General features: G+C 61.8%; 14 protein-coding genes. 8 read left to right on the top strand and 6 right to left on the bottom strand.

Going from position 1 to position 14,668, the window contains the following annotated elements; all coding sequences use genetic code 11:
- Positions 1–144: 144 nt before the first annotated feature.
- A complete protein-coding gene (gene tldD / locus ACB028_RS18155) occupies positions 145–1,593 on the top strand; it encodes a metalloprotease TldD (protein WP_026457711.1) in 1,449 nt (482 codons plus the stop codon).
- A gap of 144 nt (positions 1,594–1,737) precedes the next feature.
- On the opposite strand, the gene ACB028_RS18150 is transcribed toward tldD, so the two are convergent.
- From ACB028_RS18150 to ACB028_RS18140, 3 genes are all read right to left on the bottom strand, one after another.
- Positions 1,738–1,941 (bottom strand): hypothetical protein, encoded by a 204-nt coding sequence (locus ACB028_RS18150; RefSeq protein ID WP_026457710.1) that lies wholly within the window; start codon positions 1,939–1,941, stop codon positions 1,738–1,740.
- Positions 1,942–2,103: 162 nt separating this feature from the next.
- On the bottom strand, positions 2,104–2,820 hold the full coding sequence (locus tag ACB028_RS18145) for a MarC family NAAT transporter (protein WP_026457709.1): 717 nt from the start codon (positions 2,818–2,820) through the stop codon (positions 2,104–2,106).
- 143 nt (positions 2,821–2,963) lie between these two features.
- On the bottom strand, positions 2,964–4,280 hold the full coding sequence (locus tag ACB028_RS18140; RefSeq protein ID WP_061476908.1) for an MFS transporter: 1,317 nt from the start codon (positions 4,278–4,280) through the stop codon (positions 2,964–2,966).
- A 166-nt stretch (positions 4,281–4,446) separates the two neighbouring features.
- Between ACB028_RS18140 and ACB028_RS18135 the strand changes: the two genes are divergently transcribed.
- Complete coding sequence (locus ACB028_RS18135) at positions 4,447–5,121, top strand: ATP-binding protein (RefSeq protein ID WP_371144887.1); 675 nt, start codon at positions 4,447–4,449, stop codon at positions 5,119–5,121.
- A 103-nt stretch (positions 5,122–5,224) separates the two neighbouring features.
- Positions 5,225–5,944, top strand: a complete 720-nt coding sequence (gene aphA / locus ACB028_RS18130) for an acid phosphatase AphA (RefSeq protein ID WP_026458340.1) — start codon at positions 5,225–5,227, stop codon at positions 5,942–5,944.
- 81 nt (positions 5,945–6,025) lie between these two features.
- Here aphA and ACB028_RS18125 read toward each other — a convergent pair whose 3' ends face one another.
- Positions 6,026–6,292: a hypothetical protein gene (locus tag ACB028_RS18125; protein WP_061476904.1), complete on the bottom strand. Its 267-nt coding sequence runs from the start codon at positions 6,290–6,292 to the stop codon at positions 6,026–6,028.
- Between the two features lie 169 nt (positions 6,293–6,461).
- On the opposite strand from ACB028_RS18125, the gene ACB028_RS18120 reads away from it, so the two are divergent.
- Complete coding sequence (locus tag ACB028_RS18120) at positions 6,462–7,283, top strand: HDOD domain-containing protein (protein WP_042070309.1); 822 nt, start codon at positions 6,462–6,464, stop codon at positions 7,281–7,283.
- 126 nt (positions 7,284–7,409) lie between these two features.
- Complete coding sequence (locus ACB028_RS18115; RefSeq protein ID WP_371144886.1) at positions 7,410–7,931, top strand: GNAT family N-acetyltransferase; 522 nt, start codon at positions 7,410–7,412, stop codon at positions 7,929–7,931.
- A gap of 117 nt (positions 7,932–8,048) precedes the next feature.
- Here the strand turns inward: ACB028_RS18115 and ACB028_RS18110 are convergent, their stop codons facing one another.
- The gene (locus ACB028_RS18110) at positions 8,049–8,225 is read right to left on the bottom strand and encodes a hypothetical protein (RefSeq protein ID WP_371144885.1); all 177 of its coding nucleotides are present in this window, start codon (positions 8,223–8,225) and stop codon (positions 8,049–8,051) included.
- A gap of 556 nt (positions 8,226–8,781) precedes the next feature.
- On the opposite strand from ACB028_RS18110, the gene ACB028_RS18105 reads away from it, so the two are divergent.
- From ACB028_RS18105 to mdtD, 3 genes are all read left to right on the top strand, one after another.
- The gene (locus tag ACB028_RS18105; protein ID WP_371144884.1) at positions 8,782–10,176 is read left to right on the top strand and encodes a D-arabinono-1,4-lactone oxidase; all 1,395 of its coding nucleotides are present in this window, start codon (positions 8,782–8,784) and stop codon (positions 10,174–10,176) included.
- Positions 10,177–10,219: 43 nt separating this feature from the next.
- Positions 10,220–11,347 (top strand): GTP-binding protein, encoded by a 1,128-nt coding sequence (locus tag ACB028_RS18100; RefSeq protein ID WP_371144883.1) that lies wholly within the window; start codon positions 10,220–10,222, stop codon positions 11,345–11,347.
- A gap of 61 nt (positions 11,348–11,408) precedes the next feature.
- Complete coding sequence (mdtD, locus tag ACB028_RS18095) at positions 11,409–12,803, top strand: multidrug transporter subunit MdtD (RefSeq protein WP_371144882.1); 1,395 nt, start codon at positions 11,409–11,411, stop codon at positions 12,801–12,803.
- On the opposite strand, the gene ACB028_RS18090 is transcribed toward mdtD, so the two are convergent.
- Positions 12,788–14,623, bottom strand: a complete 1,836-nt coding sequence (locus ACB028_RS18090; protein ID WP_371144881.1) for a methyl-accepting chemotaxis protein — start codon at positions 14,621–14,623, stop codon at positions 12,788–12,790. The genes mdtD and ACB028_RS18090 overlap by 16 nt on opposite strands.
- Positions 14,624–14,668: the final 45 nt, after the last annotated feature.

The raw sequence follows: 14,668 nt of genomic DNA, 5'->3' as shown, positions 1-14,668 counted from the left end.
CGATCCGCCCTGTGGCGGGGGGAGCGGACGCTCGCAAACCCCATGGTGTCTTTGACGTCCGATTACGCTTCGCCAATCGACCCTCTGGTCGATTCGCACGAATTAACTGTTACGACATCTCGCATCGAGATTGGAGAGAAAGATTTGAGTCTATTGAGCCAGGTTAGTGCCTCCCTGTTGGCCCCGAACGATCTCGACGAAGGACGCCTGCAACAGCTGCTCGGCAGCCTGATGAGCCATCAGGTGGAGTTCGGCGACCTCTATTTCCAGCGCAGCTGGCATGAGTCCTGGATGCTGGAAGATGGCATCGTGAAAGATGGCAGCTACAACATCGATCAGGGGGTCGGGGTGCGCGCCGTCTGCGGCGAGAAGACCGGTTTTGCCTACTCCGACGAGCTGAGCCTGCTGGCGCTGCAGCAGTCGGTGACTGCCGCCCGCGGTATCGCCGCCGCCGGCGCCCGGGGCAAGGTGAAGGCGTGGGCCAGAACCGAGGCCAACCTGCTCTATCCGGCGCTGGATCCCCTGCAGACCCTCGACAAGCAGCAGAAGATCGCCCTGCTGGAGCAGATGGACAAGTTCGCCCGCAGCCTGGATCCCGCCATCAATCAGGTGATGGCCTCCATCAGCGGGGTCTATGAAGAGGTGTTGGTGGCCGCGACCGACGGCACCCTGGTCGCCGACGTGCGTCCGCTGGTGCGCCTTTCGGTGACCGTCATCGCCGAAAAGGGCGATCGCCGCGAGCGTGGCAGCGCCGGCGGCGGTGGCCGCTTCGGTTACGATTATTTCCTCGAACTGGATGGGCTGGAGAGCCGCGCCTTCGGTTATGTGCGTGAAGCCGTGCGCCAGGCGCTGGTGAATCTGGAGGCCATCGATGCGCCGGCCGGTACCATGCCGGTGGTGCTGGGCTCCGGCTGGCCGGGTGTGCTGCTGCACGAGGCGGTGGGTCATGGCCTGGAGGGGGACTTCAACCGCAAGGGGTCGTCCGCCTTCGCCGGGCGCATCGGCGAGCAGGTCGCCTCCAAACACTGCACCATCGTCGATGACGGCACCCTGCCGGGTCGGCGCGGCTCCGTCTCCATCGACGACGAGGGGACACCGGGCGGCTACAACGTGCTGATCGAGAACGGCATTCTCAAGGGCTATCTGCAGGACAAGCAGAACGCCCGTCTGATGGGCGTGCCGCTCACCGGCAACGGCCGCCGCGAATCCTACGCGGCCTTGCCGATGCCGCGCATGACCAACACCTACATGCTGGCGGGTCAGTACGACCCGGCCGAGATCATCGCCTCGGTGAAGAAGGGGATCTATGCCCCCAACTTCGGCGGCGGTCAGGTGGACATCACCTCCGGCAAGTTTGTCTTCTCCGCCTCCGAGGCCTACCTCATCGAGGATGGCAAGATCACTGCGCCCATCAAGGGGGCGACCCTGATCGGCAACGGCCCCGAGGCCATGAGCCAGGTCTCCATGGTAGGTTGCGATCTGGCGATCGATCGCGGGGTGGGTGTCTGCGGCAAGGAGGGGCAGAGCGTGCCGGTCGGAGTGGGTCAGCCCACCCTCAAGCTGGATCAGCTCACCGTGGGCGGCACGTCGTAACTCGGTTTGGCCAGCTCACGGCGTCAATCGATGCGGTGAGCGCAAACTCAAACCCCGGCCTTGTGCCGGGGTTTTTGCTGGCGGGTTGGCGGCGGGCAACAAAAAGCCCCGGTCAGCTGGCCGGGGCGGATCCAATCATTGGCATCAATTGACCGAGATGGCGCGGGCGTCGATGAAGTAGCGGGCATTGCCCTGCTTGTCGATCTGGATCTTGGCGACCAGGTGCTCCTGATCCTTGTACTCCCAGCGCTGCTCGATCTTGGCAAGGGATGGGCTAGTGATCCCAACCACATTCAGGTACTCGTGAAACAGGCTATGGCTCCCTATTTCGGTCAGCATCTTGTCCATCAGCATACTCTCCTGAAATTGAATGGGTATTCACCAACAAACCTACCAGCGTCCTTCTGAATAGAGTCTGTATGAAAAACAGACTAACTCATTTGTGTGTCAATAACATGATCAGGGACAAGATCAATGCAGATCGTCAGCCTGTTTTGATAACGCTTTCACTCAGTGCTGGCGGGCACCCGGCAGTTGCTCGAGATTGACGGGAGCTGGCGCGGGAGCCGTGATCGCCTGGGTAGCCGGCGCTTCATGGAATACCGGGTCCTGCGCTACCTCCTTGATTCCATTGATACAAAATTGCATACCCATGCACACCAGCAGAAAACCCATGATCCGGGTCATGGCGTCGATGCCGGTGGCGCCCAGGATCTTGCAGACAGGATCCGCCAGCTTCAGCACGCCCCAGCTGAGCAGGCTCATCAGGGCGAAGGCGGTGACCATGGCGGCATAGATGGTCATGCGGTTGTAGTCATCGGGCAGTTCCGCGATCTGGGCGGCGCCGCTGATCACCAGCGCCATGGTTCCCGGCCCGCACATGCTGGGCATGGTGAGCGGCACGAAGGCGATGCTCTGGTTGATATCCACCCCGTCGGCCTGGCTCGGTGCCGGGAACAGCATGCGAAAACCGATGAAGCCGATGATGAGCCCTCCCGCCAGCCGCAGGCCCGGGATGGAGATCCCGAACAGATCCAGGATGGAAGAGCCGATGAAGAAGGTGATGCAGAGGGTGCAGAACAGGTAGATGGCGGCCAGATTGATCTGGCGGCGGACATGTTCCCGCGACATTCCCTTGCTCAGCCCCAGCAACAGGGTGGCCGTGGTGGGCGGATTGACCATGGGCAGCAACGCCAGCAAGGCGAGCAGAACGACCTGAAAGTACATGTATTGCCTCGGATGAACAGGGGTAGATGGATGAAGCCGGCACCAAGCCGATTTCGAAAGGGTGGTTATATTATGCCCTGCAAACTGAACCCAGGCCGTACAAAAAGCCCCGACCTGGGTCGGGGCTGAACTGAGAGTGGGTATCAGGCTGCCTGGGGCAGCGTCTGGCGCTGGCTGCGCTGCTGTACCCAGAGCCAGAGGCCGATGACAAAGCCAAGGGCCGACAGGCTCATCACATAGTGGGAGGGGGCCAGCACGTCGTTCTTCATCCACAGGGTGACCAGCATGGGGGTCAGGCCGCCGAAGATGGCGTAGGCCACGTTGTAGGAGAAGGAGAGGCCGGAGAAGCGCACCACCGCCGGGAAGGCGTTGACCATCACATAGGGTACGGCGCCGACGATGCCGACCGCAAATCCCGCCAGCATGTAGAGGGGCACCAGCTGGGCCGTGCCCGCCACCAGACCGTGGTAGAAGGCATAAGTGGAACCCGCCAGCAGCAGGGAGCCCAGCATGAAGGTCAGACCGCTGCCTAGGCTGTCGATGAGGCGACCATAGGCGATGCAGCCCAGGGTGAGCGCGACTATGGCCAGGGAGTTGGCGGTCAGCGCCTCGGCGGGAGTGATGCCATACACCTTCTGCAGGTAGGTGGGGGTCATCAGGATCACCACCACGATCCCGGCGGAGAGCAGCCAGGTCAGCAGCATGGAGACGACGACGCTGCCCTTGTGCTCGCGCAGCACCGTCTTGAGCGGCAGCTCCTCGGCCAGGGACTTGTTGGCCTGCATCTCGGCAAAGACCGGGGTTTCGTGCAGCCAGCGGCGCAGGTACATGGCGACGATGCCGAATACCCCGCCGAGGATGAAGGCCAGGCGCCAGCCCCACTCGCTCACATCGCTCGGGCTCATGCTGCGGTTGATGGCGGTGGCGACCAGGGAGCCGAGCAGAATGCCGGCCGTCAGCCCGGCGGTCAGGGTGCCGCAGGCGAGGCCAATCCGGCGGGTGGGCACGTGTTCGGCCACAAATACCCAGGCCCCTGGCACTTCACCACCGATGGCGGCCCCTTGCAGGATCCGCAACAGCAGCAGCAGCAGCGGGGCGGCGATGCCGAGGGCCGCATAGGTGGGCAGCAGGCCAATCAACAGGGTTGGCAGCGCCATCATGATGATGCTCAGGGTGAACATGCGCTTGCGGCCGATGAGATCGCCGAAGTGGGCCATGATGATGCCCCCCAGCGGGCGGGCCAGATAGCCGGCGGCGAAGATGCCGAAGGTCTGGAACTGGCGTAGCCATTCGGGGATATCGGCCGGGAAGAAGAGCTCGCCGATGACCACGGCGAAGAAGACGAAGATGATGAAGTCGTAAAATTCCAGCGCGCCGCCCAGCGCCGCCAGGCTCAGGGTCTTGTAATCCTGTCGGTTGAGGGGGCGACTGTGATCGTAGTGTTGTGTGGCTGTCGTCATATCCTTATGTTTCCCATTGCTTTTTTTAGTTATTGTTCCCCATCCTTGCCGGGGACACGCTCCTCTTCGAGGGTATGCTTTTGCATCCCGGTATGTAAATCGCGCAATTCGCAACACTGTCTTGCATCTTTTTGGGGCATATTGACGCCCGTCAGGGGGAAGAATCATGGAAAAGAAACGGGTATTGCTCTCCTGGAGCAGCGGCAAGGATTGCGCCTGGGCGCTGCATCGCCTGCGCCAGGATCCGGCCATCGAGGTGGTGGGGCTGTTCACTACCCTCAATCAGGCTTTCGAGCGGGTGGCGATGCACGGTGTGCGCAAGCAACTGCTGTTGCAGCAGGCCGAGTGCGTGGGGCTGCCCATCATCTGCATCGATCTGCCCTGGCCCTGCAGCAACGAGGATTATGCCCGCATCATGGAAGGCTTCATCGCCGATGTGCTGGCGCAGGGGATCCATCACATGGCGTTTGGTGATCTCTTCCTTGAGGATGTGCGGGCCTATCGCGAGCGGCAGCTGGCGGGAACCGGCATAGAGCCGCTGTTTCCGCTGTGGGGCAGCAAGACGCCCGAGCTGGCGCGGGAGATGATGGCGGCGGGCATGAAGGCCAGGATCAGCACGCTGGATCCGAAGAAGCTGGATGCCGGTCTGGGTGGCCACGATTTCGATCCGGCCCTGCTCGCCGCCTTGCCCGAGGGAGTGGACCCATGCGGCGAAAACGGCGAGTTTCACACCCTGGCCTACGACGGGCCCATGTTCCGGCGCCCGCTGGCAATCCGGTTGGGGGAAACCGTGGAACGGGACGGTTTCATCTTCACCGACCTGCTGCCAGTCACCGATTGATTATTGGGCGTCAAACGCTCCCTTCTGTAGGGTAACTCACAGTTTGGACAAGGGGATGGGGGCACCATGAGCCCTCTCTTTTGTTTGAAGAAGAAGACGTGCGATGAAATCTGTTTCCTGTCCCGTGCTGCTCGCCTCCCTGCTGGCCGCCGTCCTTTCTCTCCCGGCCGTTGCCGACGTTACCGCCACACCCCAACCGGCCCCTGCCGGCGTGACCACCGCCTCGCTGGCCGAGCAGGCGCCCGTTCACTGGGTGTCACTGGCCCAGATTGCCGCCAGTCTGGATGGTCTGCCGCCGATGGCGGTGGGCTTTGACATCGATGACACCCTGCTCTTCTCGAGTCCCGGCTTCTATCGCGGCAAGCAGGAGTTCTCCCCGAAAGACGAGAGTTATCTCAAAAACCCCGCCTTCTGGGAGAAGATGAACAATGGCTGGGATGCGTTCAGTGTGCCAAAACAGGTGGGCAAGGCGCTGATCGCCATGCACCTCAAGCGAGGCGACAGCATCTACTTCGTCACCGGGCGCTCGGCTACCCGCACCGAGACGGTGACCCAAACCCTGCAGCAGACCATGGGGATCCCGGCCGATCGGCTCAATCCGGTGATCTTTGCCGGTGACCAGCCTGGGCAGAACACCAAGGTGCAGTGGCTCAAGGATAAAAAAATGAAGGTCTTCTACGGCGATGCCGACGGGGACATCAAGGCGGCGCAGGCGGCGGGTATTCGCGGCATCCGCCTGCTGCGGGCAGCCAACTCCACTTACCGGCCACTGCCGCTGGCGGGGGCGCTGGGGGAAGAGGTGATCATCAACTCCCAGTATTGATCGGTCAAAAGCTGATTCATGAAAGAAGGGCGGGGCCATCGGCACCCGCCCTTCTGTTTGCTCGTCGTACGGAGACGTGGTTCAGTCGGCCCAGGGCATCTCGGGCAGGCTGTCGAGAAACTCGCCGTAACGGGTCAGGTTGAAGGGGCCCTGTTCGGCTTCCATCGCCATCAGCTCGGCGCCGAGGGCGCAGGCGATGTATTGCAACGCCTCTTCTCGCGGGGTGCCCGTCATCACCAGCCGCATCAGGGTCGCCTTCACCTGGGGCGGCTGGCCGTCGGCGAGCTGGTTGTCCACCATCTCCAGCAGGGCGGCTTCGTCGAAAAATTCCTGAGAGTCGTCGTTCATGGGATATCCGCAACAGTGAATGTGGCGGCCAGTATAGCCCGAATGCTTGCTAACACCTTGAGTCATGGGCAAATAAAGAATCCGTTATAGCGCTGGCTTGTTACTCATAATTAGTAGGCGTTTGCCCCGCAAACAGGTTTGCACACATACCAGATGGATGGATAAGCCTATGCCTACGATAGATGCCCTGCTGGCACAGCCACACAACCTGCCCCAGATCCCCGAAGTGATGCGCGAACTGATCCAGACCTTCAACGAGAGGGAGCCGGATCTGAGCAAGATCAGCAAGCAGATCGCCAAGGATCCGGTCATTTCGGCCAAGTTGCTGCGCCTGGCCAACTCAGCAAAATTCGGCGGCAGTCGCCAGGTTGCCACTGTCAACGAAGCCACGGTCCGGCTTGGGTTGGCCATGGTGCGCAACATGGTACTGGCCTGCGGCCTGACCGAGTCGGTCAAGGCGGTGCCCGGCCTCGACCTCAGGCACTTCTGGGGTTGCGTCTTCAACGTGGCCGAATTGGCGCGCCGTCTGGCGGTGCGAAAAGGGATGAAAGGAGAGGAGGTTTTCACCTGCGCCCTGCTGCACGATCTCGGGCGCCTCATCATGCATGTGGGACTGCCGGAAAATACTGTGCTGCACATCAAGGATCTGGAACTGCACAAGGGGCGGGCCAAGGCTGAGGAGCTGGTGGTCGGTTTCAACTATGCCCAGGTGGGAGCGGCCATGGCCAAGTTGTGGAAGTTTCCCGACACCATCTGCAGCGCGGTGGAGTACCACTACAACCCCATGCTGGCCAAGGAGTTTTCTACCGAGGCAGGACTTATTCACCTGGCCATAGTGCTGGCGGCCCAGTCGGATGTGGGGGAGGCGGCGCCCCCAGAGTGGCCTGACAAGGTGGCCGACAAGCTGGGGTTGCCCTGGGCTGACTGCGCGGCCGAATTCACCGCACTGCGCGAGCAGGGCAATGGCTACGCCGGATTGCTGGCAGCCTGACGCTACGGGGTTGCAAAGGGGGCCGAAAACGGCCCCTTTTTCATGCCGACAGCCACGCGGGCTTGCCAGTACGGGATGAGGGGAGCACTCTTTGCTCTCTATCTCCTTGTTTTGAGAGCCGTTGTCATGATCTTCACACCCCGTCTGACCCTGCGTGAAATGAATCTCGCCGATGCCCCCTTTATCCTCGAGCTGCTCAACGATGCCGATTTTTACCGCTTCATCGGCGACCGGGGAGTTCGTACCCTGGAGCAGGCGCAGGAGTATATCCAGCAGGGGCCCGCAGTCAGCTATGCCCGTCACGGTCACGGCCTCTATCTGGTGGAACGCCAGGAAGATGGCACCAGGCTCGGCATGTGCGGCCTGATCAGACGCGACAGCCTGCCCTGCGAGGATATCGGCTATGCCTTTTTGCCTGCTTATCGCGGGCAGGGCTATGCCATCGAAGCCGCACATGCCGCCTTGCAGGATGGTCGTGAGCGGCTCGGGATCGAGCGGGTCATCGCTATCGTCACCCCGGGCAACGAGCGTTCCATTGGTCTGCTGACCAAGCTGGGGCTGGTGCGCAGCCGTCTGGTGAAGCTCGCAGAAGATGCCGACGAGTGCCTGCTGCTGGAGGCGGCGGACGTCGAGCCGTGCCAGATCTGAGAGCGGTTCTCTGATCGGAGAGGCTGATTATTCGGTTGTAAGGGAGATGGCTGTCGCAAAGAGGCCGCCGTGAGTTGCGGCCTGTCTGCATCGGGCGCTGCCGTGTGGCAGGCAGGATCAGTGGAGGTCTTCGATGGAGAACTCGCCAGCGATGCCATCACAGGAGATGGCGAAACCGCCGCTGAAGCGGGTGCTGAACTGGATCAGAAACCCATCGTCATCGTGCTCTTGCACAGGCAGGCTGATGGGTTTGCTGCGACGCAGGGGCTTGTGTGTTTTTACTGCTTTCATCATGGTATTTCTCTATATAAATTAAATGTTTGCTCCTTGTGTTGGCAAATGACAGGTCAATGGGCGCGGTCAGCCCGGATGGCTGACAGGCGCGCAGGAATACCCAGCCCGTCTCACGGGCGTCTGCACTTTCAAGGAATATGCCAAGGAATATGCGGATGCATGGTTCACATGGGTGGGCAGATCGGGTCTGCGCCGTGAGAGCCGGGCAACGCAGGCGGACAGCCTGACGGTTCTCGAGGCGAGTAAATCAGAAGAAGGTTATGCGGGTACTGACAGGATTCATCGTGAGGTGAAGCATTGCAGGGTAAACATAAACAGGGCTGATTAACTAGCCGGCGCGCATTCTCGCCGTGAAATGAATAAAAAGCAAACAATTATTTTGTTGTGGCGTAAATAAGTGTCCGCACTTCCTCCTCATCGAATGACGAAAGGTGCTTGAATGGTCGCCACGACGCATATCCCCTCCTGATCGCAAGGGCTTGTTTTTCATGCCTTGGCGCGGACTTTTCGGTAGAATCGTCGCTCATTTTGACGTCAGATAGAGATGAGGCGCGGTATGACGGTTCAGTTCCAGGCATTTCACAGCATCAAGGCGATCGACAATCGGGAGGTGCTGTTCAACTGGTCCAGAACCAATCCGCTCGGGGCGCTGGAGCAGGTGTGGCGCCCGAAACATCGCGACGAACTGCAGGCGCTGCTGCGCGAATACCCCGAGCGCAAGCTGCGGCTCATCGGCTCCGGCCTCTCTTTCGAACCCATCCACAGTGTCTATGCCGAGGGCAATCAGGCGCTGCTGGTGGACCTGCACCACTTGCGCGGCCAGCTGGCACAGACTGCCGATACGGTGACTTACCAGGCAGGCACACCGCTCGACACCGTCTACGCCGAACTGATTGCCATGGAGCGAATGCTGCCGGCCTCCCCCGGCGTCATCGGCATCCAGACCCTGGGCGGTGCGCTCAGCACCGGCACCCACGGCCAGGGGCTGCACCAGTCCGCCCTCTGTGATGCGGTGGCGGCCATGACCGTGATGCTGGCCAGTGGCGACATCATCCGGGTGGATCGCACCGACCCGCGCTTCGGCGCCTTCGTGATGGGGATGGGGATGCTCGGCATCCTGCTCGACGTCACCCTGCGCACCGTGCCCAACCGCATCATGCGCTGCACCAAGTTCACCACCGACTATCCCTTCCTGCTGGAACATAACGAGCGGCTGAACTGCGAACACGGTTTCGTGAAGAGCTGGTGGTTCGCCTGGACCGGCGAGAGCCACATCTGGCTGGTGGATCCCGCCAGCGAGGAGGAGGTGGCCCGCTACCGGGCCGCCGGCAGCGAGCCGCTGCTGCTGGATGGCGACATCGACGCCCGCATGAATGCCACCATCGACGCTACCCTGCAGAAGATGGCGAAGGACACCAAGGACGAGGCGCTGGCGGGGGAGCACTTCGAGACGGTGCGTCGCTTCAAGGATGCCTCGGACCTGGTGGGCAACGTCTACCAGATCCTCTGCAAGGGGATCCCGGCCCCCCAGATCAACTGCGAGGTGGCGGTGCCGCTGCATCGCATGCAGGAGGCGCTGGAGATATTGCAGGCGTGGCAGGAGGCCAACCCCGGCGTGCTGCACTACCCCTTTATCCTGCGCTGCACCGGCCCCTCCGAGGCCTGGCTCAGCGCGGCCTATGGCCAGTCGGTCTGCTGGATTGGTTTCCTGGTCTATCTGGCGGCGGACGGCACCTTCGTCAACGGCTCCATGGAGCAGATGCGCGAGTTGCAACAACTGCTGGTGCCCCTCGGCGGCATTCCGCATTTTGGCAAGCACCTGGCGATGGATCTCTACGACTTCCCTGCCTTGCTTCCGCGCTGGCACGACTTCCTGGCCCTCAAGGGCGAGCTTGACCCCCATGGCCGCTTCGAAAACCGCTGGCTGGCGGATCTGTTTGCCAACAAGTGAGGGTGGCTGTCCCTCTCATCACGCCAGGTTTTAAGGATTTGATATGACAGATATGCAAGATACCCGCATCCCAGTGACCCTGCTGACCGGCTTTCTCGGCAGCGGCAAGACCACACTGCTCAACCACTGGGTGAAGCAGCCCGAGCTCGGCGAGTGTGCCGTGCTGATCAACGAATTCGGCTCGGTGGGGCTGGATCATCATCTGGTACAGCAGGTGGATGAACAGGTGGTGCTGCTCGATTCCGGCTGCATCTGCTGCTCGGTGCAGGGCTCCCTGGTAGAAGCGCTGCAGGGGCTCTTTATGAAGGCCATCCAGCGCAAGATTAAACCCTTCAAGCGACTCATCATCGAGACCACAGGGCTGGCGGATCCGGCCCCCGTGCTGTTTACCCTGCGCGAGGAGGGCTTTATCGCCCAGCGCTATCGTTTCGACGGCACAGTCACAGTCGTCGATGCGGGTCATATCGAGCAGCAGCTTATCCAACAGTATGAAGCGGTGAAGCAGGTAGCGCTGGCGGATCTGCTGGTGGTGAGCAAGGGCGACCTGGTGGATGAGGAGACCCTGACACGGGTCGAGAGCCAGCTGGCGGCCCTCAATCCGGCGGCGCCCATCGAACGGGTGATCAATGGCGAATTGTCACCGATCGTGCTGGAAAAATTGGGCGCCTACAACGAGACGGCCGGGCGCGACGTGCGTCAGCTGCTGGCCTGGCTGCGCACCGAGTCCCCCAAACAGGGGCTGGCCTCGCCGATGCAACCCAAGATGAAGCCATTCGCCGCCAAGGTGGGGACGGCTGCGCCGACCCATTTCGAGCATGGCAACATAGAGAGTTTTTCCCTGCGTATCGGCGAGCCGCTCAAGCCCTCCCGCCTGCTGGCGGCCATCGATGCGGTGCAGGCGCACTATGGCGATGCCCTGCTGCGGCTCAAGGGGATCCTGCAGCTGGAAGGGGAGAGCCAGCCGGTGGTGATCCACGGGGTGCACGGTCAGCTCTATCCGCTGCAGGCTCTGGGGGACTGGCCGGAGGGCAAGGCCCAGTCGCGGCTGGTGTTCATCGTGAAGAGCCAGGACAAGACGGGGATAGAGCGGTTGTTCCTGGATACCCTCAAGGCGCCCGAACCCAGTCTGGAAGAGCAGCTCAGAGCCATGCTCGGCCAGCCGGATGCCTGATAGTCTGATGTGACCCGCTTTTGTGCGGGTCTTTTTTTGTCTGAAGAGGAGGTGGCTGCTCATGCCCGATAGCACACACATGGTTACCCCGGCCCAGCGCAAGTGGCTGCCTCTGCTGACGGCGGTCGGTTTCTTCATGCAGACGCTGGATGGCACCATTCTCAACACTGCCCTGCCCAGCATGGCCGAGGCGCTGGGGGAGAGCCCGCTGCAGATGCAGTCCGTGGTCATCGCCTACATGTTGACGGTGGCGCTGCTCATCCCTGCCTCCGGCTGGCTGGCGGACAGGTTCGGCACCCGTCGTATCTATCTGACTGCCATTCTGTTGTTTACCCTGGGATCTTTGGCCTGTGCTGCCGCCAATACCCTGCCCATGTTGGTGGCGGCCAGGGTGTTGCAGGGGATAGGTGGCGCCCTGCTGATGCCGGTGGGCAGGCTCGCGGTGCTGCGGGTCTACAGCAAGCACGAACTGCTGCGGGTGATGTCGTTCGTCACCATTCCGGGACTGCTTGGCCCCTTGATGGGGCCGGCGCTCGGGGGCTGGCTGGTAGAGGTGGCGAGCTGGCACTGGGTGTTTCTTATCAACCTGCCGGTGGGGGTACTCGGTTTTATCGCCAGTTGGCACTTCATGCCCGATCTGCGCCAGGAGACGGCGAAATTCGACTGGCAGGGGTTTGTGATGTTCAGCATCGGCATGGTGCTGGTGTCGGTAGGTTTGCAGGGATTGGGGGAGCACAGCCTCTCCACCGGCTGGGCGCTGTTTGCCCTTATCTTCGGGTTGGCGGCCATGGCGAGCTACTGGCTCTACGCGGCCAATGCGCAGGAACCGCTGTTCAGCCTGGCGCTGTTCAAGACCAACACCTTCGCCATCGGCATCTGGGGCAACCTGTTTGCCCGCCTCGGCAGTGGTGCCATGCCGTTTCTCACGCCACTGTTTTTGCAACTGGGACTGGGATTCTCGCCGAGCAAGGCGGGGATGACCATGATTCCCACCGTGCTGGGGGCCATGCTGACCAAGACGCTGGTGAACAAGCTCATTCCGCGTATCGGCTATCGCCGCATTCTGATCGGCAACACCCTGGCGCTGGGGGCCATGATCGCCAGCTTCTACTTTATCGACAACCAGCTGCCTTACGAAGTGCTGCTGGGCTGGCTGGCCCTCTTTGGCGCGCTCAACTCCTTGCAGTTTTCCGCCATGAATACCCTGACCCTGCAGGATCTCGGTCCGACCCACGCCAGCAGTGGCAACGGCCTGCTATCGGTGGTGATGCAGCTCTCCATGAGCCTGGGGGTCGCCATTGCCGCCAGCCTGCTTGGGCTCTTCTCCGCCGGGGCTGACGCCGCCGGCGGGCAGTGGCTGGCGGGTTTTCACCTCACCTATCTCTGTGTCGGGCTGCTCTCCATGCTGGCGGCGCTCATCTTCGCCCAGCTGGAGCGGCCTCAGACCCGGAATTGATCGATGGCGCTGGCCAGCTCGCTGGCCTGTTGCTCCACCTGCAGGGTAGCGGACAGGGACTCTTCGGCCTGGCCACGCACCTGGTTGGCGATGTCGCGGATCATCACGGCGTTGCGGTTGATCTCGGCGGCGACAGAGCTCTGTTCCTCCACGGCGGTGGCGATCTGGGTATTCATGTCGAGCACTGCCTCCATCCGCTCCGTGATGAGATTGAGTTGCTCTCCGGCCAGCTGGGCCGCCGAGACGCTTTGCTCGCCATTGTCGCGACACTCACCAATCTGCGCCACCATGCTGGCGGTGCGTGACTGCAGGCTGCCTATGATGGTGGCGATCTCCGTGGTGCTTTGCTGGGTGCGCATCGCCAGGCTGCGAACCTCGTCGGCCACGACGGCGAAACCACGCCCCTGATCCCCGGCCCGGGCCGCCTCGATGGCGGCGTTGAGGGCCAGCAGGTTGGTCTGTTCGGCGATGGCCCGGATCACGTCCAGCACGCTACTGATGGTCTGGCTCTCCTGCGACAGGGCTTCGCCCTCATGGCCGGTTTCATCCAGCCGCTCCGAGAGTTGGCGTATGGTCTGGCCGGTCTGCTGCACGCTGTCGCGGCCCTGTTCGGCGGCGCTGTGGGTGTCGCGGGCGCTGGCGGCGGCGGTTTCTGTGTTGTCTGCAATATTGGCGATGGTGGATTCCATCTCGGTGGCGGCGCTGGCCACCAGATCGCTCTCCTCAAGCTGTTTTGACAAGGCCTGCTGGGTCAGCTCTGCCTGTTGGCTCAGCAGCCGGGTCTGGGACTCCAGGTGCCCGACCGAGCCTTTAACCCGTTCGATAAGGGCGTGAAAGTGATCCAGCATGGTATCGAAGTCACGGCCCATGGCGGCCAGTTCGTCCTTGCCGGTCAATCTGGCACGCAGGGTGAGATCGTTGTTGCTGGTGACCCGACGCATCACGTCGGCCAGCTTGTCGAGGCCGCTCATGATGCTGCGCCCGATGGCAAGGTTGAGCAGCAGGGCGGTGATGATGCCAACGGCACACAACATGATCATCATCCAGGTCTGGCGATCATGCTGGGCATTGACGTAGGTGGTCAGCTCCTTGAGCAGGGTGGCACTTGCCGATGCCATCTTCTGCTCTTTCTGGATCAGGCTGGCGCGCAGGCCATCCTTGCCGGTCAGACCCAGTTGCTGTTCAGCGCTAACCAGCTCCTTGAAGTACTGGCGGTAGCGCTGGAGCAGCTCGGCCTGTTCCGGATTGGCGGCCAGCGCCTCGGCCAGCGGCGTTGCGTTGGCTTCCAGCTGATCCAGGTAGCGTGCATCCCGGCGCAGCATGAAGTCCTTCTCGTTGCGGCGAAGCTGCAACAAGATGACTTCAAGGCGGGGATCGTCGTGCTCCTTGAGGGCCGACTCAAGCGCATGGGTAGCAGCTCTGAGCTTGCCGTAGAGGCCTGCTTCCGGCGTGAGGCCGATCCGTTCCTGCTCGCTCTGCAGTCGTTTGAATTCAGCCTGGTAGTCATCGAGTGCACCACCGAGCACGGTCAGGTGCGCGTCCATCTCCGCTGGCAGGTAGCCTTGGAGCAGCTGGATGGTCTCCCGGATCCGCTGGCTCTGGGCGGCGAACTCGGTGACAAGGGAGGGATCCTTGCGCAGCAGGTATAGCTTCTCGTCGAGCGCCAGCTGGGTGCGTTCGGAGTCAAGCTGCTGGGTCAGTCGCTGTGCCATGGCAAGCTGCTCGTTTCGCTCCGAGAAGTAGGATAGGCCTCCGACCAGCAGCAGCTGGATCAGGGTGATGAGGAAGGCGGACCAAAGTAACTTCTGTTTGACGCTCATTACTGCCTCACAGCAACAGGGGAAGTACCCGTCATTATCGTTCAG

It is taken from the genome of Aeromonas sp. S9(2024), assembly GCF_041403185.1.
GTDB lineage: Bacteria > Pseudomonadota > Gammaproteobacteria > Enterobacterales > Aeromonadaceae > Aeromonas > Aeromonas enteropelogenes.
This window is presented reverse-complemented; position numbering and strand designations above follow the sequence as displayed.